Raw genomic sequence first — 22,094 nt, forward strand, 5'->3', positions numbered from 1 at the left:
CTGACGACTTGATGTCGAAAGGATGACGTGACGATCTCATTCGTATATCACCGGCTTCTTCGGCCGATGAGCGGAGGTCCCGGAAGGGCTCTTTAGTGGGCGGCCTCACGCCAGGTCCGCCCTCGTCCGACGGCGACGTCCAGGGGGACCGAGAGCTCTGCTGCCCCACCCATCTGCTCCTTGAGGAGGCTCTCAACAGCCTCGGCCTCTCCGGGCGCGACCTCGATGAGGAGCTCGTCGTGGATCTGCAGAAGAATGCGGCTCGTCAGGGCCTGCTCGCGCAGCGCGCTGTCGACGTCGATCATGGCCTTCTTAACGATATCGGCGGCGCTGCCCTGGATGGGGGCGTTGAGGGCGGCCCGTTCAGCCATCTCACGGCGCTGTCGGTTGTCGCTGGTCAGGTCGGGCAGGTAGCGGCGCCGTCCGAACATCGTCTCGGTGTATCCGTCTCGGCGCGCCTGCTCCACCACGGACTCCAGGTAGTCGTGGACCTTTCCGAACCTGGCGAAGTAGGCGTTCCTCAGATCCGCCGCCTCAGCGTTGTCGATACCGAGCTGACGGGCCAGCCCGAAGGTCGACAGCCCGTAGGCCAGTCCATAGCTCATGGCCTTGACGTGGCTACGCTGCTGGGCAGTGACGTCCTCGACCCCGATGCCGTGGACCAGGGCGGCGACGTAGCGGTGCAGGTCCTCCCCGCTGCGGAAGGCATCGATCAGAGCCTGGTCCGCGGACAGATGCGCCATGATGCGCATCTCGATCTGGGAGTAGTCGGCGGTCATGAGGCACTCGTAGCCCTCGCCGACGGTGAAGGCCTCGCGGATGCGCATCCCCTCCTCGTGCCGGGCCGGAATGTTCTGTAGGTTGGGGTCGGTGGAGGACAGGCGCCCTGTGGCGGCGATGGTCTGCTGGAAGGTGGTGTGGATGCGACCATCGGGCTGGATCGCCTTGCGCAGCCCCTCCACCGTCTGCCGCAGCTTGATGGCGTCACGGTGCTCGAGAAGATGCTCCAGAAAGGGGTGGGAGGTCTTGGCATACAGCCCGGCTAAGGCGTCGGCATCCGTGGTGTAGCCAGTCTTGGTCTTGCGGGTCTTGGGCATCTTCAGCTCGTCGAATAGGACGGCCTGGAGCTGCTTGGGACTGGAGAGGTTGAGCTCTCGCCCGGCGGCGGCGTAAGCACCCTCAGCGGCGTGGGTCACACGGGCGTCGAGCTCGGTCTGGCGGGTTTGGAGCACGGCGTCGTCGACGGCGATGCCGGCGTTCTCCATGACGGTCAGGGTCGCGGCCACGGGCATCTCCAGGTCGGTGAACAGTCCGGCGGCGTCACGAGCCGCCATCTGCTCATCGAGCACGGCCTGGAGCGGGAGCAGGGCGGCGGCCCGGCGTGCACTGGCCAGGTGGGATGTGGGAACGGCCTCGGAGGTGAGGGCCTCGAGGTCGAATGCGCTCTGGGACTCACCGGAGCCGCCGTCACCCCCGGCACCGCCCTCGTTGACTGCGGCCAGGTCAATGCCGAGCCAACGCTGGGTGAGAGTCTCGACGTCGTAGCTGCGCTGTTCGGGACGGCACAGGTAGCCAGCCAGCGAGGGGTCTGCGACGACGCCGTCGAGCGTGAGTCCCCGAGCGCGAAGCGCGTGCCAGCTCCCCTTGGCGTCGGCGACGAGCTTGGGACGCTCCACGTCGGCCAGGAGCTGAGCCAGGACGGCTTCGTCCTCGGGCAGGATCTCGGTCAGGTCGATGGCGACCGCCCGAGAGCCGTCGGACAGTGACACGAGCGTAGCATCGCCTTCCACGGGCCTGAGGACACCGACGACATCCACACCCAGGAGGCGGGGGCAATCGCCCTCAGCCGCCGGCGGTCCGGCCTCCAGCCAGTCGGCCAGACGCCCCGCGGCTAGATCGTGTCCCAGCGAGACGATCTCCAGGTCGCTCAACGCGTTCAAGGCACCGGCTTCGTCTGCCTCACTCGGCTCGGCGTGGTCGGAGGTGTCGGCGAAGCTCAGGATGCGCAGCGCCCGCTGGTGCAGGGTGCGGAACTCCAGGGTCTCGAACACGCGCGCCAGGCCGGCGCGGTCGGCACCCGTGAGGCGCAGGTCGGTGCGGGGCTCGATTCCGAGGTCCAGGTCGGTGAGCAGGCGGTTGAGACGGCGGTTGCGCACGACGTCGTCGAGGTGATCGCGCAGCGACTGTCCGGCCTTGCCCTTGATCTGGTCCGCGTGAGCGATGACGCCGTCGAGCCCGTCATAGAGGTTGAGCCACTTGGCGGCGGTCTTGGGGCCCACCCCCGGAACCCCGGGCAGGTTGTCACTGGTCTCGCCGACCAGGGCGGCCAGGTGCGGGTAGCGCTCGGGCGTCACCCCGTAGCGCTCCTCCACCTCCTGAGGCGTCATGCGGCGCAGTGTTGACACGCCCTTGACCGGGTAGAGCACGGTGCACCGCTCGGTGACCGTCTGGAAGGAGTCGCGGTCCCCCGAGCAGATGAGAACCTCCATGCCCTCGGCCTGGGCGGAGGCCGCCAGGGTGGCCAGGATGTCGTCGGCCTCGTAGCCCGGAGCGGTGAGCGCTGTGACGCCCATGGCCTCCAGGACCTCCTGGATGAGCTCGACCTGCCCGAGGAAGGGCTGCGGGGTCTCATCGCGGGTTCCCTTGTACTCGGCGTACTCCTCGGTGCGGAAGGTGCCTCCCGGCAGGTCGAAGGCGACGGCCACGTGGGTGGGCCGCTCGCTGTCCAGCAGCGACAGGAACATGGAGACGAAGCCGTGGACGGCGTTGGTGGACTGACCAGTCGACGTGGTGAAGTTGTCGACGGGCAGCGCGTAGAAGGCACGGAAGGCCATTGAGTGTCCGTCGATGAGAAGAAGCCGCTCGGGAACCGGGTCCGAGGGGGACTGGGGTGTTGGACTCGTCGCAGGGCTGGTCGCGGTGGTGCTCACCGTGCCAGCCTAGGCCCATGAGCCATCCACAGTCCGACTCGCCCGTCTCCCCCATCAGCGTAGGGGACTCCAGTGACTCTCAGGCCTCTCCTGCCTCAGCCGACTCCCCCAGCTCGCCGGCGGTCGTCGGGCCGCTGGGCCCCGTGGGCCGCGTCACTGCTGCCTCCTACTCCGGAGCGAGCGCCTCAGCCGTGGCCTTCCCGGACCCTGCCAGGCGCCCGTTCCCGGATCCGCGTCCCGCGGGCTCTGCCGTCTCCGCCTCCTCGGCACTGCACGCGGTGCTGGAGGACAGTGAAGAGGGCACGCTCATGGAGACCCTCGGGATGGAGGTGGTGACTCGCGACGCTCATCGGACCGAGGTCCGGATGCCGGTCGACGGGGCCCGACAGGTCGTCGGGATCCTGCACGGCGGTGCCACCGCCGCGCTCATCGAGACGGCTGCCTCCGTGGCCGCACGCGCGGGCGCGCCCGACGATGCCGTCCCGGTCGGGGCGGAGCTGACGGTCAGCCACCTGCGCTCCGTGTCCCAGGGCTGGGTGAAGGCGACCGCCACCCCCCTGCACCGCGGCCGTCGTACCGTGGTCTACCAGGTAACGGTCACTGACGACGATGAGCGCACCATCGCCGTCGGGACACTGCGCAGCCTGTTCACCTGAGGCGCTGCGCCGCCCTGGGCTATCAGTGGGTGCTTAGTCCTTCTTGGCCGAACCGACCTGCTCGATGACGGCGTCGGCCACCTCGCGCATGGTCAGACGCCGGTTCATGGAGGTCTTCTGCAGCCAGCGGAAAGCCTCCGGCTCGCTCAGTCCCATGCGCTCCATGAGCAGCCCCTTGGCCCGGTCGACGCGCTTGCGGGTCTCGAAGCGCTCGGTGAGGTCAGAAATCTCACTCTCCAGGGAGAGGATCTCCTCGTGCCGGGACATGGCGATCTCAAGTGCCGGGATGAGGTCCGCCGGGGTGAAGGGCTTGACGACGTAGGCCATGGCGCCGGCGGCGCTGGCTCGTTCGACGAGCTCGGTCTGGGAGAAGGCGGTCAGCATGACGACGGCGCAGTTATGCTTCTCGAGAATCCTCTCCGCCGCGGTGATGCCGTCGGTCACCGGCATCTTGACGTCAAGAACGCACAGATCGGGGTCATGCTCATCAGCCAGGCGGACGGCCTCCTCACCATCTGCGGCCTCCGCGACGATCTCGTAGCCGGCGTCGGTGAGAGTCTCGACGATGTCAAGGCGGATGAGGGTCTCGTCCTCAGCGACGAGCACCCGGCGGGACTTGGTGGTGCTGGACTCATTGCTCACGGCTGTGATCCTAGTATGATCTCGCTGTTAGCGCCCCCGCAGAGCGGACGGCGTGCCTCCGTAGCCCAATTGGCAGAGGCATCCGACTCAAAATCGGAGTGTTGTGGGTTCGAGTCCCACCGGAGGTACCAACAAGTCCCTACCCAGCCCCGCCTCAGGACAGACCAGTCAGATGGAGAGCACCTTGAGCACCACGTGGGTCTCACTGTACGAAGCGGCCAAAGCTGTTCAACGTCCTCGTCACGTGTCCTCGTACATCGAGGCGGGCGGTGTCGCAGCTGCAGTGGAGTCGTCCTCGGGAAGAATCTATACGGGCGTCTGCGTGGATACCGCCTGCACCCTGGGAATCTGTGCCGAGCGCAACGCGATCCTCAACATGATGACCAACGGTGAGGATGCGATTCGACGGGTTCTGACGATCATGCGCGACGGCCGTACCGGTCCGCCGTGTGGAGCATGTCGAGAAATGATGACGCAGCTGATGCCGAGCCGGTTCGGGGACATCGAGGTGATGATCGACTTCGCTGCCGGGAAGACCATGACTCTTGCCGATCTGACTCCCCAGTGGTGGCTACGGCGATGAGGCTGTGACCGCAGAGCTCCACTCTGCGGTGTCCTGCCCCCACCGATTCATCAGCAGCAAGCAGATGCCGGAACCCGTCGCCCTGAACCGGATCGAGGGGCCTCCCGGTGATAGGTGGGAGACCCCTCGACGGATCAGAACCGGTGCTCAGACCTTGTAGTCGCCCGTCTCACCGACGGTGTGGACACGGATCGAGTTGGTCGAGCCGGGCGTGCCCGGAGGCATTCCGGCCACGATGACGACGGTGTCCCCGGGCTGGGCCAGATGCTTGTCCTGAAGGATCTCATCGACCTGGGCCACCATCTCGTCAGTGTGCTGGACCTCGGGCACCTCGTAGCACTGCACGCCCCAGGAGACGGCGAGCTGGTTGCGCGTCTCACGCAGCGGGGTGAAGGCCAGCAGCGGAAGCGGCGAGCGCAGACGAGACAGGCGCCGGGCGGTGTCACCGGACTGGGTGAAGGTCACCAGGTAGGTGACGTCGAGGTGCTCGCCCATCTCCGCGGCGGCGCGGGTCAGTGCCCCACCGCGTGTCTGCGGGTAGGAGCCCAGGCCGGGGATGCGCTCCCCTCCGTGCTCCTCGACGTTCTCAATGATGCTGGCCATGGTGCGCACGGCCTCGATGGGGTAGGCGCCCACGGAGGTCTCACCGGAGAGCATGACGGCGTCGGCGCCGTCGAGAATGGCGTTGGCGCAGTCGGAGGCCTCGGCCCGCGTGGGCCGCGGGTTCTGGATCATGGACTCCAGGACCTGGGTGGCCACGATGACCGGCTTGGCCTGGCGGCGGGCCAGCTCGATGGCCCGCTTCTGCACCAGCGGGACGGCCTCCAGGGGCATTTCCACACCGAGGTCGCCACGGGCCACCATGATGCCGTCGAAGGTGGAGACGATGTCGAAGAGGTTCTCCACCGCCTGGGGCTTCTCGATCTTGGCGATGACCGGGATGCGCACGCCGACCTCGTCCATGATCTCGTGGACGTCCTTGATGTCATCGGCGTCGCGCACGAAGGACAGGGCGATGAGGTCGGCACCGATCTTGAGGGCCCAGCGCAGGTCCTCGCGGTCCTTCTCGCTGAGGGCCGGCACGGAGACGGCGACGCCGGGCAGGTTGATGCCCTTGTTGTTGGAGACGTAGCCGGGCACCTCGACCTTGGTGACGACGTCGGTGTCGGTGACGGCCACGACGCGCACCGCGACGTTGCCGTCGTCGATGAGGAGCCGGTCACCGGGGCGGCAGTCGCCGGGAAGTCCCTTGAAGGTGGTGGAGGCGCGCTTGACAGTGCCCAGGACGTCGTCAATGGTGATGGTGAACTCGTCGCCCTTGTTGAGCATGACCTTCTGGTCGTCCACGAACCGCCCCAGGCGGATCTTGGGGCCCTGGAGGTCGACGAGGATGGCGACGGCGCGGCCGGAAGCGGCTGCGGCCTCACGGATGCGGCCGATGACCTCCTCCTGGTCCTCGGCGCGACCGTGGGAGCGGTTGATGCGCGCGACGTTCATGCCGGCGTCCACGAGCGCTTGCACCTGCTCGGGGGAGTCGGTAGCGGGTCCGAGGGTACATACGATCTTGGCTCTACGCATGGGTTCAGAATACGGGACACCGGGCCCTGCGCACGAGGAGGAATCTCGTCAGTCGTCAGGTTGCGACCATCCTCACCCATTTGTCTCCCGCCGGAGTGGCGGGCGGGTCCCCGATTCGGTCGCTACGAACTCGCCTGGTCCGGGCGGGCCGACTCCGCGGCAGCGGGTTCTGCGGGTGAGGCGTCCTCATCAGTCGAGTCATGCTCGGCGGCGGTATCCTCGGCGGAGTCGTCCTCATCGGCCGCTGACCCGTCCTTCCTCGCCCTGCGCCCCGGCCTGTCGATGGCGTCGCTCAAGGGGCGTCGCGAGGAGAGGACCAGTCCAATGGCGCCGACGAGGAAGATGACGATGGAGGTCCACACGTTCAGTCGCAGGCCGAGGACCGTCTCGGCCTCGTCGATGCGCAGTATCTCAATCCACACCCGGCCTGCGGTGTAGACCATGAGGTAGATCCACAGCAGCCTGCCGCCCGTGACCCCGCTGCGGGCGACCATTCTTCTGCCGATCCACACCAGGAGGACCGCTCCGGCCAGGTTCCACAGGGCCTCATAGAGGAAGGTCGGATGAAACAGGGTGCCGGGCGGGTAGGTGGAGCCCGCCGGCAGGTGGGCGTCGTCGATCCGCAGTCCCCAGGGCAGCGTCGTCGGGGCGCCGTAGAGCTCCTGGTTGAACCAGTTCCCCAGGCGACCGATCGCCTGAGCGACCAACAGCGTCGGGGCGACGGCGTCGGCCAGCGGAGCCACCCGCAGGCCACGATGGCGCAGAAGAAGAACCCCGGCCAGGACCCCGCCGGCGATACCTCCCCAGATTCCCAGGCCCCCCTGCCATGTCTGTGGGATACGGGCCAGGTCGCCGTTGGGGCCGAAGTAGTCGTCGGGCGAGGTGACCACGTGGTAGAGACGAGCTCCCACGATTCCAGCCGGCACGGCCACGATGGCGACGTCGAGGACCAGCTCCGGTCGGCCTCCCCGGGCCCGATAGCGCCGGTCCGACCACCACACGGCCACGAAGACTCCGGTGAGGATGCACAACGCATAGGCCCGCACCGGGATGGGGCCGAGGTACCACACGGCCGAGGAAGGGCTCGGTATGCCCGCTCTCAGCGCGGCCGTGAACGGCATCGCCGACAACGTTGGCATCGCGGGCATCGTTGACATCATGGCGGAAAGGGTGGCGACAGGCACTCAGAGAACCTCTCGGTGGGCGGAGGGGATCAGTGCCGGGTGGGCGCCGGCGGCGACCAGCTCGGCAACGAACTGCTGGGGGTCGGTGGAGCGGATGATGGCCTCACCGACGAGGACGACATCGGCCCCGCAGCGCGCGAAGCTCATGACATCGTGCGGACCTCTGACTCCTCCGGCCGCAATCCGTACGACCTGCGTCGGCAGAACGTCAGTGACCTGATCGAACAGGCTGCAGTCGACGGCCAGGGTGTCGGGATCGCGGGTGTCGATGGCCACGATGCAGGCCCCCGCATCGACCGCGGTCAGCGCCTCACGGCGGGTACGGACCTCGACGACGGCGCCCATCCCCAGGGAGTGGACCCTCTCGATGAGTCCCTCGAGCACCAGGGTCTCGAGGCGGGCATCGAGCATGAGCAGATCGGCGCCGTGAGCCCGGGCCTCGTGCACCTGGTAGGGCGTGACCACCAGGTCGTTGGCGAGGACGGGAAGATCCACTGAGGCCCTGACGGCGTCCAGGTCCTTGAGGGAGCCTCGCGTAGCGCTCGGCCCGGTGACCACTGAGACGCAGGCGGCGCCGCCGGCGGCGTAGAAGCAGGCCAGCATCCCCGGATCCCCGACGCCGCTGAGATCCGCGAACGTGGCTGTGGAGCGCTTCACCTCGGCGATCACGGTGACCGCCCGGTCATCGGTGCGCAGGCTGGACAGGGCGCTGATAGCACCGGGAACCAGGCGGGAGGCCTCTTTGAGGCGGGCCAGGGGAATCAGCGAAGCGCGGCGGTCGGCGGCCGCCTTGGCCTCTGCCACCATCGCCTCGAACGAGGTCATCGCGCACCTCCCCGATCTCACTTGCCGGCGCTCCGGAGGGGCGCCTGTTCGTATCCATCGTGACGGCCCGAGGCCGTCTGTTGCAAATCGCCAAACCGTACTGGCCGCGGAGCGGTCAGTTGGGTCGCTCTCCCACATGCGCTCCCAGATCACCGCCGGCCAGGAAGCAGGTGCGCTCACCGGTGTGGCAGGCGGCTCCAACCTGATCGACCTCGATCAAGAGGGCGTCGCCGTCGCAGTCCAGATGAACGGACTTGACGTACTGCGCGTGTCCGGACGTATCACCCTTGCGCCAGTACTCACGCCGGGACCGCGACCAGAAGGTCACTCGTCCCTCTTCCAGGGTGCGCCGAAGCGCCTCGTCGTCCATCCACCCCACCATGAGGACCTCACGTGAGTCGTGCTGCTGGACGACGGCGCAGACCAGGCCGTCCGCATTGCGCTTCAGGCGCGCAGAGATCTGAGAATCGAGAGTCACAACCGCATTATGCACGCCGGGTGCCGCTCAGCCCGGAGGGCCGAGCAGAGGGCCGAAGTAGACCCACATGCCTGGCAGATTGCGTACCACCGCGAAAACGGCCAGCGCCACCCCGAGAAGGATGCCCTCCCTACCGGTGACGAGCGGCCGCCGCTGGCCTCGGAGCCACGCGAACAACCAGCGCGCCACCAGCGCAATGACCACCACCTCCAGCACGAGCGCAAAGGGGTTGTAACCCATGGCTGCCCCCAGGTCGCCGTGCATGAGCTCCCGGGTCGCCCGGGTGCCTCCGCATAGTGGGCACCACAGCCCGGTGGTGCGGTGAAGCGGGCAGAGGTCGGGAAGCCCCGGAGAATTGCGAGGCAGAGTCAGTGCGCGCAGCACGATGAGGCCACCGGGAAGGGAAGGCAGAACCATCAGAAGGCCCAGTCCGATCCGCCTTCCGTGTCCCGCGCGCCCACCGGGACGCTCGTGCTTCGTCGACGCAGTCGCGCAACAGTTTTCAGGCATACAGTTCATTGAGACAACATCACTATAAACAGCATAAGGTAGCAAGCGCCGATGACAGCGCCAATGGCGCCTGTCACCACTCCGGCTATCGACAGCCCCTTGTTCGAGGCACGCCCCTCATTGGCGGCACGCATTCCCAGGACTCCGACGACGATCGCCGATATGCCCAAGATCAGGCCGAAAGACAAGCAACTCGCAACGATACTCGCAATACCGAGCCCGAGCGCCCACCCACCGAGGGCGTTCGCCTCATGTCGACGCGGATCGTAAGGCGCCCTCCAGTACACACCCTGACCATATGGTGGGTACGGGCCATAAGAAGGCGGCGGATAGGGATACTGCTGACTGTAGGGCTGCCCATAGGCCTGGCTGTACGGCTGCTGGCCATCCCCCGGATAAGGAACCATCTGGCCTCCCGGTGCCGCCGGGAAGCGGGGTGACTGATCGCCAAGATCGTCCGCGCTGTAGTAACCACTCTGGGTCGACGACACGGCCGACGCAGACTGGGAGACACCATCGAAGTCGGCCGGATAAGGGGTACCAGCAAATCCTTGATGATAAGGATCCGCCGGATAAGGATTCAAATCGCTCATTATTCCTTCCCTGGTGTGAAGCGCAGCATTGAGTCTACACGAGAACACGTATCACACCCTGGGAACAACCTCATCTCAACGGGGAGAACACCCCATCGGCCCGGATGGACATGCTCCCACAACCCTTCGCTCCGCTGCGCAGGAGCTTTGCCGGCTGTCTGCGCTGCGGGGCGAAGGCGGGAGGTGAGGACCTTAGGACTCGAACCCACTCATGAGCCGCTCATTCAGACCAGTAGCATAGGAAACGATCAGCAGCACGATGGAGAGGCCCCCCCAAGGCGATACCCGCAATGGACATACCTTTGTTGGTGGCACGCCCCTCATTCGCCGCCTGCATCCCCAGAAAACCCACAACGATAGCGGGAATTCCGGCAACTCCCGCGAGAATGTTTCAGGAGCAGAAAATACTCGTCAACGCACCGGGTGGCCCGCGTCTCGCAGAGCATTCTTGGCCTCAGCGATGGTCATCACTCCGTAGTGGAACACTGAGGCTGCCAGAACGGCGTCGGCACCGTGATCGGCCGCGGTGACGAAGTCTTGTGGGCATCCCGCACCGCCGGAAGCGATGAGAGGCACTCGGACCTGTCGGCGAACAGCGTCGATCATCTCGGTGTCGAATCCTTGAGTGACCCCGTCGGCATCCATGGAGTTCAGAAGAATCTCCCCGGCGCCGAGCTCGGCTCCTCTCATCGCCCAGGCGACGGCATCGATACCGGTGGAGGTTCGTCCTCCGTGCGTGGTGACCTCGAAGCCGGAGGCCGTCGAGACGCCGGAGGGGCACCGACGCGCATCCACGGACAGGACGACCACCTGGTTGCCGAAACGCCGCGCCACCTCCGTCAACAGCGAGGGGGCTTCGATGGCCGCGGTGTTGATACTGACTTTGTCCGCCCCCGCCTTCAGCAGCAGGTCCACGTCATCGACTGAGCGCACTCCCCCGCCGACGGTCAGCGGCACGAAGACCTGCTCGGCAGTACGGCGGACCACGTCCAACATGGTGGAACGCCCCTCATGGGAGGCCGAGACATCGAGGAAGGTGATCTCATCGGCCCCCTGAGCGCAGTAGCGGGAGGCCAGCTCCACGGGGTCTCCGGCGTCCTTGAGGCCCTGGAAGTTGACACCTTTGACGACCCGACCGTCCTTGACGTCCAGGCAGGGAATGATGCGGATGGCAACGCTCATGAATGCTCCTTGGATGTTGGGCCGGCGGAGGAGCCGGGAATGGCGCTCGACTCACTGCCCGCACGACCCCCGGACGCTCCGGAAGGCTGAGCAGGGTCCTTGGCCAGGACGTCGATCACCACGACGACTGGTTCCTTCCCCTGCGCCTGCTCAGCGGGCAGCGAGAGGACCACCCGGGAGCCGACCGTGATGTCAACCAGGTTCTGGGAGACTCCCACCAGCGCATTGCTCATGTCGAGCTGCTTGGGCGGCTCCTGGTGCCCGAAGGTCGATTTGTCGAGGGGTTGTCCCGAGGCCCAGCTGACCATCGTGGTACGAGCAATAAGCCGATCCTGGGAACCGATCTGGGGGCCGGTGCCCTTGATGAGAATCTCTGTGGAGGCTCGAGTCGGCGCAGGAAGTCCGGCGCTGCTGACGGTGATGGAGCCGTCCGGTCCCTCAGTCACGGTGGGGGTGCCTTCCGCCGGCTGCTTCGTCTCCCCTGTCGCAGTGGTGGGTAACAGGTCGACAACGGTGATCTTCGTCGTCCGGGAGCCGTCCTCCTCCTGGGCCGGTTCGCGCAGAACGACGCGTGCGCCTTCGCGCTGGCCGGAGACCGCCGCGTTGATGTAGTCGCCCACCTCGGGACCGAGCAGGCCCTGCCAGAGCTTATACCCCGCCTCGTTACCCGTCGTGTTGCTCCCGTTGAGACCGGAGAACTGTGAGACCTGCAGGATCACAGGCGTCCCCGCGGAGACAGCGCGCCCCTGCCCGGTCTGGACGACGTCGGTCAGTACCGAGCTGGGGGCTGACAGAGAGGCGTCGCCGTTCAGCTCGACGGAGGGGGCCACCCCTGATCCGACCCGTCCGCTGACCGTCAGCAGCTGACTGAGGGGTGCGTTGCCATCCAACACGGTTGACTGAGCCGCGGTGCTGGTGCCCGCTCCGTTCCTTCCGGAGACGAGCTTGTTGACAGCCAGCGGCACCAGGATCATGGCAAGGACGACAACACCGATGAGGGCGACCGCCAGGGGCCCCCGCGGCATACGCCCCAGCGGACCGCCCAGAGTACGTTGCCGCTGCGTCGGTTCGGGCTCCTGGGTCTCGGCGACCACCTCGTCCTGTCGGTACCCGGGCTCATGAGGGTGATCGCGTCGATCAGTTCGTGCGGACGGCCTGTGCGCGTTGCGACGATCATGACTGCTACCCAGCTCCTGAGGCTGTGGCAGGGTCCGTGGCTGACGCTGCGGCTGCGGTTGCAGCTCAGTGCGCGGCGCCGGTGTGCCGGTTGTGGTTCGCGTGCCGGGGGACACAGTACCGGCAGGGCGTGTCTGCACAGCAGGTTGAGACAGTGCCGGCAGGTCCTGGGTCACTGCCTCCTGCTGGGCCTGCTGAGCACGTTCGAGCGCACGGCGCTGACGCCGTGTCAGGGGCATGCCCGCTTCGGGGTCCAGAGGGGAGGTAGTACTCATGTTGCGTCTTCCGTCTGTCGCCTGACCAGTGCCGTGAGCCTCACCGTTCACACCCCGTTGGGAAGGTCGGTTGCCGAGTGCTCCATGCTCTCCAGGAGTGCATCGATGCGCTCGTCTACGGCACAGAAGGGATCATTCAGCGTAACAGGTGAGCAGACGCCGTCGTCGAGCCGAACCCGCACCCAGTCAACACTCACGTCACGGCGCAGGTCCTCGGCCCGGCCGACGACGGCGCCACGCAGGCGCGCACGCGTGGTCGCAGGTGGGGTATCCACCGCCCGGCGGCAGGTCGCCTCGTCAACGAATCGGTGCAGGAGACCAGCGTCCTCCAGACGCTGTCGCAGTCCCTGGCCGGGAGAGACGTCGTGGTAGGCCAGGGCCAGGCGGCTCACCCGGGGATCGGTCAGATCGGTGTCGTGCCGCTGGCAGTAACGGGTCAGCAGCCGCTGCTTGACCGCCCAGTCCAGCTCCGTGTCCACGATATCGGGCTGCTGCAGGCGCAGGGCCTGGAGTCCTCGTTCCCACAGTTCCAGTGCGGCTTCGTGCAGAGCAGTGACCTCGATGTCCTGCGCAACGTGGTCACGGAGACGCCCGAGGTGCTCGGCCTGCATCTCCAACGGCGTGATGGTCCGCCCGTCAGACCGTTCCAGGAGAACCCCTCCAGTCATGTCATGGCAGGTGTCGCGAATGGCCCTCATGGGGTCGGCCAGGGCCAGGTCGCCGAGGTCTCCCCCGTGCTCCAGGTAGTCCAGGAGCAGGTCCATGGCCGCCACTTTGAGCAGGGTGGATCCCTGAGCGATGTTGGAGTCCCCGACGATGACGTGCATGCGCCGGTAACGCTCGGCATCGGCATGCGGTTCGTCTCGGGTGTTGATCAGCGGCCTGGCCCGGGTCGTGGCTGAGGAGACGGCGTCCCACATCTGGTCGGCCCGCTGGGAGAAGACATAGCCCCTCAGCCCGTCGGCGGCGGGCCGAGTGTCTCCGTCTGCGGTGATATGACCGGCGCCGACGAGGATCTGCCGGGTCACCAGGTGGGGTACGAGAGTGCGGGCGTCGTTCCAGAAGTCTCCACGACGCCGCACGAGGTAGTTCTCGTGGCACCCGAAGCCGTTGCCCTCAGCGTCGCGGTTGTTCTTCAGCAGGTGGATCCGCCCGGGGACACCCGAGGCTGCCAGGCGCGCATTGGCCTGCTCGACGAGATCGGCCATGACGAGCTCACCGGCGCGGTCCTGAGCGAGCACGTCCTCGAGGCGGTCGCACTCGGCGGTGGCGAACTCGGGGTGGGAGCCCACGTCCAGGTAGAGGCGAGCGCCCCCGCGAGTGAAGACGTTCGAGGAGCGAGAGCGCTGGACCACGGGTTCGAAGAGCTCACGAGCAGCGTGGTCGGCGTCCATGGGAGGAGGGCCGTCAGTGGTGGGGGCGCAGGTGATGCCGTACTCGGTCTCCACCCCGATGATGCGCCGCGCCAAGGGCCGTGAGCTGCTCATGCTCACTGGCCGCCCTTCTGAACGAAGCCCTGGACGAAGGCCGCGGCATTGGTCTCGATGACCGAGTCGATCTCGTCGAGGATGCTGTCAACGTCACTGGCCTGCTCGGCCGACGCGGATGTACCGGTGCTGATGGCCTGGTCGGCGTCGGCTGCAGTGGTCTCGACGCCGGTGCGACGGACCTGCCCATGGGACTGACTGGCGTGCTGCGGCGTCATGTGTTGCTCCTTCATTCGTCCTGCCCAGCTGCTCACCGCTGGTGAGCGCACTGTGAGGCTCAGTGTCTCTCAGGATCTGCCCGGCGACCAATTTCCTCCAGGATGGTCGCCGTCTCATCAGAGCCGACGACCACGTCGTCTGGCAGGCGCAGACGCGCCAGAGCGGGGGCACCCGGCACGTCGAGGAGCAGGCAGGTCCAGGAGGCTCCCACGACCTGCCGGTGACGGCGGATGGCGGTTCCCCGGATAGCGGCGCGCGTGCCCTCGGGGGGCGTGTCGACCGCGTTTTGGATCTCCGCGTCGGTGACCAGCCGGTGGATCCTGCCGGCGGCGTCGAGCTTGTCGACGACGGATCGTCCCGGTCGCAGGTCGGCCCACTGGATGTCGAGAGCGGCCAGACGGGGGTCGTCCCAGCCGGTTCCCGACCTGCGGCGCAGTCCCTCGCAGAGCTCGTACTTGGCAACCCACTCCACCATCTGGGCAGCAGGGCCGGATCCGTCATGGCGCCACTGCTCCAGGGCGTCGAGGACCTGCCTCCACAGAGCCAGGGCGCGATGAGCCCGGGCGTCCTCGACACGGGTGACAGCGGGGCTGACGGCATCGAGGAAGGCGCGTTGAATCGCCAGGGCGGTCAAGGCCCCGGCCTGGGTTCGCAGCTCGTGAGACAGGGTGGGGTCGTGGGAGAGGGCCCAGTGCTCCTCGACAGGATCGCCGATGATGGCCAGGTCCTTGACGCGGGCCAGAGCCTCCTTGAACCGGCCGGAGCCCTCGGTGCACGCCTGCTCCAGGAACCACAGAAGCAGGTCGGTGGTGGCGACCTTGAGGTAGATGGGAACGTCGAAGCGGTTGGCGTCACCGTTGATGACGTGAAGCCTGCGCCAGCGGGCGTTGTCGGCGTGCGGTTCGTCGCGGGTGTTGATGATGGGGCGGTTGAACGTGGTCTGCAGGCCGATCTCGGACTCGACGTAGTCGGCGCGCTGGCTGACCTGGAATCCGGGGTGCTCACTGCGCTGCCCGATCCCGACCCGGCCGGCACCGGCGATGACGGGCCTGGTGACGAGGAAGGGGGTCAGGACCGCGGCCAGCTCCTCGAAGGGCACATCGCGCCGCACGAGGTAGTTCTCGTGGGAGCCGTAGGCCGCACCCTTGCCATCCACGTTGTTCTTGTACAGGACGATCTCCACCGGTGTCCCATCCTGATCGCCCTCGTCACCCAGGGCCGTCATGGCGCGCCGGGCGACCACCTCACCGGCGCGGTCCCAGATCAGGGCGTCGCGGGGTGTGAGGACCTCGGGTGAGGAGTACTCGGGGTGGGCATGGTCGACGTAGAAGCGGGCGCCGTTGACCAGGACCGCAGTCGTGGCCCGGGGCAGGGCTGCCTCGGCGGCACTGGGGCGAGCGCGCGACCCCCAGGGGGCCGGCGGAGGGTCTGCCGTCTCCCCCGCATCGGCCGACGGTGCATCGCCCGAGGGCGCAGGGCGGGCGGGGTCGTCGGTGAGCTGGCTGGGGTGGGCGGCGGAGCGCCGGAGCCTGCCGCCGCGCAGGTCGGCCAGGGGATCCTCTCCCTCGTAGTCCCACCGCACGGTGGGCACGCCGGAGCCTGCGCAATAGGCCTCCACCACGCGGGTGGACAGGACCACGGGGTTGGCGTAGGCGTCGCCCGGGCGCAGGACCCCGAACTCGGTCTCCAGGCCGACGGGTCGCGTCACCGGACCGGGCTGAAAGCCGACATCGTTCATGTGCTCTCCTTGCCGAGTCTGCGCACGCTGAGGATCTGCGAGGTGCGGGTGCCGATGAGCCGGGCCCACCCCTCGGGGGTGGTCGCGCCGGTGATCTCCTCGTTCTGCCGCGCCTCGGTCTCGACGGCCGAGCGGAGCCTGGCTGCACTCAGCCCGCCCACTCCCCCGGCGAGCTCGTCCTTGATGGAGGCGGTCTTGGCGCGCGAGACGATGGCGGCCAGCATGGCGCCGCTGGTCAGGTCGGCCAGGTGAAGGACGCGGGTGGAGGCGCCACTGACCGTATGGGCCTCGGTGATCTCCAGGACGGCGGTGGCCTCGTTGCGGGCGTAGAGGGCCTCAACGACGACTCGGCGCAAGGAGGCGGCGGTGGCCTCGCGGTCTCCCCCGTGGGCGGCGAGCTCGGCCGGATCCAGGGGGAGGTTCGCGGTGAGGTGCCGGGCGAGGATCTCCTCGGCAGCGGCCGCATCGGGCCGGTTGATGCGGATCTTCACGTCCAGGCGCCCGGGACGCAGGATAGCGGGATCGATCATGTCCTCGCGATTGGAGGCCCCGATGATGACGACGTTGCGCAGGGACTCCACGCCGTCGATCTCCGCCAGGACCTGGGGCACGATCATGGTCTCGACGTCGGAGGACACGCCGGTGCCACGGGTGCGGAAGAGGGCCTCCATCTCATCGAAGAAGATGACCACCGGCCGGTCCTCGGCGGCGGCCTTGCGGGCCTGGTCGAAGATGGCGCGAATCTGGCGCTCGGTCTCGCCGACGAACTTGCTCAGAAGCTCAGGACCCTTGATGTTGAGGAACGCGGGCGGGCGTCCCGTGATGCCCGAGGCGCTGGGCGAATCAGCCAGCGAGGTGGCCACGGCCTTGGCGATGAGGGTCTTGCCGCAGCCGGGCGGGCCGTAGAGCAGCAGTCCCTTGGGGGCGCGCAGACCGTAGGCGTGGAACAGCTCGGGGTGGGTGAAGGGCAGCTCGAGGGCATCGCGGATCTGCTCGATCTGCGGTCCCAGGCCACCGATGTCCGCCCAGGAGACATCGGGTGTCTCGGCCACGACCAGTTGCTCGACGCTGGTGCGCTCGATGAGAGCCGTGGCGACGTCGGCGCGCAGGTCGGCGGCCAGGGTGTCACCGGGCTTGATCCCCTCACCGGTCCCGGCGATGCGGCCAAGAGCCGAGGACAGGGTGAGGATCCGAGTGCCTCCTGCGCCGGTGGTCACCAGGACCCGGGCGTCATCGAGCCTCTCCTCGAGGGTGACGGCCTCACCGGTGCGGGGCTCGGGGAGGGTGGCGACGACGAGCATCTGGTCGTTGACGGCCACGCGCCGCCCGACTTGCAGCTCGGTGTCATCGACGCCGGGGTGGACGTGCAGGAGCATTTGGCGGCCCGACAGGCTCACGGCGACCTCACGGGGCTGGGCGGCGCCGGCGGCATCGGCGGCATCGCCAGTGTCACCTGCGGCACCCCTCGTGCGGGGAAGGCCGGTGAGCAGTCCCAGCGTGACCGGGGGGTGAGTGACGGCGTCGAGCTGCTGGCCGAGCTCGGCGATGCGCTCGCGGGCGGTGCCCAGAGCGGCCACCAGGCGCTCGTTCTTGGCCGCCAGGCTGACGGCCCGGGCGCGGGCCTCACGCAGCTGGTGGCTGGTGAAGTCCGTGGCCGGCATCCCCAGTGGCTGGGGTGTGCCGGCGTCGGCGGCAGTCGTCTCAGACATGGTTGGCGCCGTCCTGGCTGTCGTCCGCGCTCCCGCTGAGAACGGGTGTGGCGTCGGAGGGCTGCTTGGCCCGGCAGTCTCGCAGAACGCGGCGGACCTTCTTGTCAGTGCTGGTGCGCTCCTTGACGTCGTCGGGCAGCCAGTAGCCGCCCTCGTCGTAGGCGCCGCGGGCGGGCGGGCGCTTGCGGGTCAAGGGCCGGAAGCCTGCGGCCAGGCGACGAGCGGTCAGCAGGAAGCCGGTGTGCGCCACCATGCGGTGGTCGGGGCGCACGGCGAGCCCGTCGACGTTCCAGGTGCGCACCATGGACTCCCAGGACTCCGGCTCGGTGAACAAGCCGCTGTGACGCAGGGCCTCCACGGTGCGGGAGAGCTGAGTGACGGTGGCCACGTAGGCCAGGAATAGCCCGCCCGGGGCCAGGGCTTGGGAGGCGGCCTCGACGTTCTCCCAGGGGGCGAGCATGTCCAGGACCACCCGGTCGATGCTGCCGGGTTCCACCTGGGCGGCAACGACGTCGGCGAAGTCCCCGGTGCGCAGCTCCCAGGCGGGATGGTGGCGGCCGAACCAGGCGTCGACGTTGGAGGCGGCGATCTGGGCGAAGTCCTCACGGCGCTCGATGGACAGCAGGTGGCCGCCCTCCCCGATGGCGGAGAGCAGGTTCATGGTCAGCGCGCCGGAGCCGACGCCGGCCTCCAGGACGCGGGCGCCGGGGAAGATGTCCCCCATGGCGATGACCTGACCGGAGTCCTTGGGGTAGACCACCTGGGCGCCGCGGGGCATGGACAGGACGTAGTCGGCCAGGAGCGGGCGCAGCAGGAGCAGCTCGTGACCGGTGTCGGTCTCGATGACGCTGCCCTCGTCCATGCCGACGACGTCTCGGTGGTGGAAGGAGCCGCGAACGGACTGGAAGTAGCCGTGAGGGTCGAGCAGGAAGGTGTTCTTGCGGCCCTTGGTGTCGGTGACCTGGATGCGTTCGCCGTAGCGGAAGGGGCCACGGCGACCGGCCTGCCCCAGGTTCTCCTGGGGGGCGGGGCGCTGGGAGGACTCCGTGGGTGAGTTCACCGTGTGCTCAGTCTGCTCGCTCATCAGGGCGAGTGTAGGACCGGTGTGCGACCTCAGTGCGTCAGCACGACACTCGCCTCAGAGGTGTACGGGAGGAATGTGAGCGTCTCTTGGAGATAGAGCTCAATCGACTCGGCATCGTGTGAGAGATATCCGATGGAGAGGTCCTGGCCGAGGTGCAGCTCGTAGTCGCCGCCCCGCGTGCTCAGCAGGACAGCTCCCTGGATGGCGGGAGCCCACAGGACCTCACCCTCCAAGAGACGATCGATGTGCTTGCGAATGGGGTAACCGTCATCAGTGGTCTCCGCAACGGCGGTCCACAGCTCGGCGGAGAGCAGGAGGGCGTAGGGGCCTTCAACTCCGGCGAGGCGGAGCTCCTTGAGGGCAGCGGCAACGGCATCAGGAAGATCCTTCGGCTGTGGGAGCGATACGGCAGGGTTGGAGCTTGAGGGAACCAGTCCCTCGATGCCTGCGCTCGCCAGCCCGTCGAAGACAATGCCGTCCTCGGCCCTGGCGATCTGAGCAACGGCGTCCTTCACAGGCTGCCAGTCGGAGTCCTGGGCTCCGCGGTCGACGGCGTCGACGGCCTCGCGGCTGACCCGGAAGGGAACCCTCAGCTCGACGATCTGGCGGACCTGACGCTGGTGGGCCTGGACGCCTTCGAAGGGGGTGTCCACACATACCTGGTGACCGGTGCGTACTGCCGCGAGTTCCTCTCCGTCGGGTCCAACGACGTCGACGACGCGTCGTCCAGCGATCCAGCGGATGAAGGTGCGCCGCGCCTCTTGGTCGATCTCGCCCCAGGCAGCCTCGGAGATGGGGGCCAGCTGTCGATGCAGATTGTTCATACTCGGCCTTTCAGGTTTCCGATCCCGAGGGATCCATCGGACGGTGCGGCAGTGAAGCCCGCACCATTGCTGTGGTCGTCTGGTGTCTGGTCACGCGGCGCCTCAGAAGATGCGTTGAACCCTAGGTCCTTGGCGGCGCTCAGCTCAGTGGCGGGCTGGGTCGGGTCCTGCGGTCCCGCCTCAGGTCGGACAGAAGGCTTGGCGTACTGGTCGGCGTCGTCGAGGAAGGCGGCCGGCGGAGCGAAGAAGAGACATCCTGTCAGAGGCGTGGAGAAGTCGAGGATGCGGTCGTAGTTGCCCTCTGGCTCCCCCAGGAACATGCGCCGGAGCATGAGCTCAGTGACGCGTGGGTCTGCGGCGTAGCTCATGAAGAACGTGCCCTGCTCCCCGGAGGCCTCGCCGAAGGCGAGATTGTCCCGCACGATCTGGAGCTCGTTGCCGTCGGCGTCCTCAATGGTGTTCATGGTGACGTGGCTATTGGTGGGCTGCTCATCATCGGGGAGCTGGGTGTCATCGAGCTTGGTGCGACCGATGACGTGTTCCTGCTCCTCGACACTCAATGAGTCCCAAGCGGTGAGGTTGTGGACGTACTTCTGCTCAATGATGTAGCTGCCGCCAACCCACGCGCCCTCGTTGATGAGCGCCGCGGCAACGGCCGCCTGCCCCCGCGGACTCTCAGTGCCGTCGACGAAGCCCAGAGGGTCCCGATTATCGAGGTAGCGGAAGGCGTGAACCTCATCGTAGGTACTGACCGCAGGGCCCAGTCGGCGCATGATCTGGCGCGCCAGCTCGAAGCACATGTCGAGAGTCGAGGCGCGCAGGTGGAAGAACAGGTCTCCCGGCGTCGAGGGGGCACTGTGCTTTCCTCCCTGAAGTGCCTCGAAATCGTGCAGATACTCAGGCCGAGGCACGTCGAAGAGACGGTCCCACATGCCTGCCCCAATACCGACGACGCAGCTGAGCATCGTCTCGGGGTAACGGAAACCCACCGCCCGGGTCAGCCCGGACACAGCGGTCAGCAGATCGATGACCGCGGACTCGCCCCCGCTCCGTACAGTCACCGTGAGGAAGATCGATGCCTTGGCCGGCGCAGCCAGAATCTCTTGAGAGAGGTCCTGAGGGTTGACGTCGCTCATGGTTTCACCTTCAAAGATGACGCTGATTCCGATGCCCGGAGGCATTTCATCCTAGGTGAAGGTTAGCATCCGCAGTGGTGTCGGAACCGGTGAGCATCATGTTCCGGTGACCTGGTCGGGCGGTTTGGTCGTCGCGGTCGCCTCAGTCACCGTTGCCTCTCAGCGCGCACCGGTGGGGACCGCGCCGGCCAGGCTCCCCGCCTCCACGAGCACCAGCCAGCGTGAGACCTCCCGGGCTCGTTTCATGGCATCGGCGGCCGCCTGGCCGGTCAGGTCGGTGGTCACCGCCGCGGCCGGCAGCACCGTGCAGATCTGCCTGGCGCTCACCCCGAGCGTGGGGGTCGAGCCTGCTGCGTCCGACAGCCCGAGCTCCTTGAGGGCGGCCGCGTCGATCGTGCCCACCAGCTCGGGCCCGTCAGTGACGAGGACGAGTGCGGCTCCTTGCGCCAGCGCTTCACGCACCTGGGACACAGATGTCTCGGGTCCGACGACGCGCAGGGGCCTGGCCAGCTCGCGCAGGTCCAGCTTCGAGGCGGCCCGGGCTCCTCCCCCGAGCTCGAGGACCTGCCAGCTGGAGGCCACGATCGACCAGCCCACCATGACGACCAGGATGAGGTTGAAGGCGTCGGGCTGGCGACCGTCAAGCACGAGGGGGCGCAGGATCCACCACCACACGACACCGCCGACCACCGCCAGCCCTCCCCAACCGGCCACTTTGAGACCGAGTCTGCGGCTGCCGGTCACCTGGACCACGAGCGCGGCCAGGGCGTAGCCGCCGTCGAGGGGAAGACCCGGCAGGGCGTTGAAAATAGCCAGGGCCAGGTTGACCAGGGTCACGGCCCATATGGTGAAGGCGACGGGAACCGGCAGACTGACGAAGTCCTGCACCCACGTTCCGATGCCCCAGATGAGCAGGTTGGTGACCGGTCCTGACAGGGAGGTGACCAGGTCCTTCCACGCGGTCCACTCGCGTGCGGGTCCGAAGGATGTGCGCCCGCCCCACAGGTAGAGCTCGTAACGGGTGGGTCGCCTGCCCATGAGAGTTCCGGACAGCCCGTGGGCCAGCTCGTGCAGGAGCACCGAGGCCGCAACGCCCAGGACCGTGGAGACCACCACCAGCAGCACCGTTGTGGTGCCGAAGCCACCCAGGGCCGAGGAGACCAGCGGGTACCAGCTGCCGGCGATGAGCAAGCCGAGCAGGAGAGAGGTCGGCGAGATGACGACGGGGGCGCCGCCGACGCGGGCGACCACCCACTCGCCGGTCGATGTGGAGGCAGGCATGGGC

The 22,094-nt window shown here is 67.5% G+C and carries 20 protein-coding genes and 1 tRNA gene; 3 read left to right on the forward strand and 18 right to left on the reverse strand.

The window, feature by feature from the left end; translation table 11 throughout:
• Nucleotides 1-92: 92 nt before the first annotated feature.
• Complete coding sequence (gene polA, locus FK267_RS09155; protein ID WP_141406989.1) at nt 93-2,930, reverse strand: DNA polymerase I; 2,838 nt, start codon at nt 2,928-2,930, stop codon at nt 93-95.
• 17 nt (nt 2,931-2,947) lie between these two features.
• Here polA and FK267_RS09160 point away from each other — a divergent pair, with 17 nt between their 5' ends.
• Entirely contained in the window at nt 2,948-3,586 is a 639-nt protein-coding gene (locus FK267_RS09160) for a PaaI family thioesterase (RefSeq protein WP_009406027.1), read from the forward strand.
• A 33-nt stretch (nt 3,587-3,619) separates the two neighbouring features.
• Here FK267_RS09160 and FK267_RS09165 read toward each other — a convergent pair whose 3' ends face one another.
• Entirely contained in the window at nt 3,620-4,228 is a 609-nt protein-coding gene (locus tag FK267_RS09165; protein ID WP_009405613.1) for an ANTAR domain-containing response regulator, read from the reverse strand.
• Between the two features lie 54 nt (nt 4,229-4,282).
• Here FK267_RS09165 and FK267_RS09170 point away from each other — a divergent pair.
• Nucleotides 4,283-4,359 (forward strand) — tRNA-Leu (locus tag FK267_RS09170).
• 41 nt (nt 4,360-4,400) lie between these two features.
• Nucleotides 4,401-4,811: a cytidine deaminase family protein gene (locus FK267_RS09175; protein WP_070511471.1), complete on the forward strand. Its 411-nt coding sequence runs from the start codon at nt 4,401-4,403 to the stop codon at nt 4,809-4,811.
• 147 nt (nt 4,812-4,958) lie between these two features.
• Here the strand turns inward: FK267_RS09175 and pyk are convergent, their stop codons facing one another.
• The 16 genes from pyk to FK267_RS09260 form a co-directional block, all read right to left on the reverse strand.
• Nucleotides 4,959-6,389, reverse strand: coding sequence for a pyruvate kinase (gene pyk / locus FK267_RS09180; RefSeq protein ID WP_101587222.1), 1,431 nt, complete (start codon nt 6,387-6,389; stop codon nt 4,959-4,961).
• 122 nt (nt 6,390-6,511) lie between these two features.
• A complete protein-coding gene (gene lgt / locus FK267_RS09185; RefSeq protein WP_428839590.1) occupies nt 6,512-7,546 on the reverse strand; it encodes a prolipoprotein diacylglyceryl transferase in 1,035 nt (344 codons plus the stop codon).
• Between the two features lie 27 nt (nt 7,547-7,573).
• Nucleotides 7,574-8,398 carry an indole-3-glycerol phosphate synthase TrpC gene (locus tag FK267_RS09190; protein ID WP_075379305.1) on the reverse strand — a complete coding sequence of 275 codons (825 nt, stop codon included), beginning with the start codon at nt 8,396-8,398 and terminating at the stop codon, nt 7,574-7,576.
• A 115-nt stretch (nt 8,399-8,513) separates the two neighbouring features.
• Nucleotides 8,514-8,876: a phosphoribosyl-AMP cyclohydrolase gene (gene hisI / locus FK267_RS09195; RefSeq protein WP_178389502.1), complete on the reverse strand. Its 363-nt coding sequence runs from the start codon at nt 8,874-8,876 to the stop codon at nt 8,514-8,516.
• A gap of 27 nt (nt 8,877-8,903) precedes the next feature.
• Nucleotides 8,904-9,293: a DUF2752 domain-containing protein gene (locus tag FK267_RS09200; protein ID WP_075379307.1), complete on the reverse strand. Its 390-nt coding sequence runs from the start codon at nt 9,291-9,293 to the stop codon at nt 8,904-8,906.
• 98 nt (nt 9,294-9,391) lie between these two features.
• Complete coding sequence (locus FK267_RS09205; RefSeq protein ID WP_232622589.1) at nt 9,392-9,979, reverse strand: DUF4190 domain-containing protein; 588 nt, start codon at nt 9,977-9,979, stop codon at nt 9,392-9,394.
• Nucleotides 9,980-10,390: 411 nt separating this feature from the next.
• Complete coding sequence (gene hisF, locus FK267_RS09215; RefSeq protein WP_075379309.1) at nt 10,391-11,161, reverse strand: imidazole glycerol phosphate synthase subunit HisF; 771 nt, start codon at nt 11,159-11,161, stop codon at nt 10,391-10,393.
• Nucleotides 11,158-12,255: a hypothetical protein gene (locus FK267_RS09220; RefSeq protein WP_249039344.1), complete on the reverse strand. Its 1,098-nt coding sequence runs from the start codon at nt 12,253-12,255 to the stop codon at nt 11,158-11,160. The genes hisF and FK267_RS09220 overlap by 4 nt, the downstream gene beginning before the upstream one ends.
• A 404-nt stretch (nt 12,256-12,659) precedes the next feature.
• On the reverse strand, nt 12,660-14,099 hold the full coding sequence (gene pafA / locus FK267_RS09225; protein ID WP_141406990.1) for a Pup--protein ligase: 1,440 nt from the start codon (nt 14,097-14,099) through the stop codon (nt 12,660-12,662).
• Between the two features lie 2 nt (nt 14,100-14,101).
• Nucleotides 14,102-14,317 (reverse strand): ubiquitin-like protein Pup, encoded by a 216-nt coding sequence (locus FK267_RS09230; RefSeq protein WP_010615145.1) that lies wholly within the window; start codon nt 14,315-14,317, stop codon nt 14,102-14,104.
• A 59-nt stretch (nt 14,318-14,376) separates the two neighbouring features.
• A complete protein-coding gene (locus FK267_RS09235; RefSeq protein WP_075379311.1) occupies nt 14,377-16,056 on the reverse strand; it encodes a proteasome accessory factor PafA2 family protein in 1,680 nt (559 codons plus the stop codon).
• On the reverse strand, nt 16,053-17,765 hold the full coding sequence (gene arc, locus FK267_RS09240; protein WP_075379312.1) for a proteasome ATPase: 1,713 nt from the start codon (nt 17,763-17,765) through the stop codon (nt 16,053-16,055). Before arc ends, FK267_RS09235 begins: the two co-directional genes overlap by 4 nt.
• Nucleotides 17,758-18,849: a tRNA (adenine-N1)-methyltransferase gene (locus FK267_RS09245; protein WP_141406991.1), complete on the reverse strand. Its 1,092-nt coding sequence runs from the start codon at nt 18,847-18,849 to the stop codon at nt 17,758-17,760. The genes arc and FK267_RS09245 overlap by 8 nt, the downstream gene beginning before the upstream one ends.
• Nucleotides 18,850-18,878: 29 nt before the next feature.
• Nucleotides 18,879-19,673, reverse strand: coding sequence for a family 1 encapsulin nanocompartment shell protein (locus FK267_RS09250; protein WP_010615140.1), 795 nt, complete (start codon nt 19,671-19,673; stop codon nt 18,879-18,881).
• On the reverse strand, nt 19,670-20,809 hold the full coding sequence (locus FK267_RS09255) for a Dyp-type peroxidase (RefSeq protein ID WP_141406992.1): 1,140 nt from the start codon (nt 20,807-20,809) through the stop codon (nt 19,670-19,672). The genes FK267_RS09250 and FK267_RS09255 overlap by 4 nt, the downstream gene beginning before the upstream one ends.
• Before the next feature lie 159 nt (nt 20,810-20,968).
• Nucleotides 20,969-22,090 (reverse strand): zinc metalloprotease, encoded by a 1,122-nt coding sequence (locus tag FK267_RS09260; RefSeq protein WP_141406993.1) that lies wholly within the window; start codon nt 22,088-22,090, stop codon nt 20,969-20,971.
• Nucleotides 22,091-22,094: the final 4 nt, after the last annotated feature.

Source organism: Actinomyces oris (assembly GCF_006546825.1).
GTDB lineage: Bacteria > Actinomycetota > Actinomycetes > Actinomycetales > Actinomycetaceae > Actinomyces > Actinomyces oris.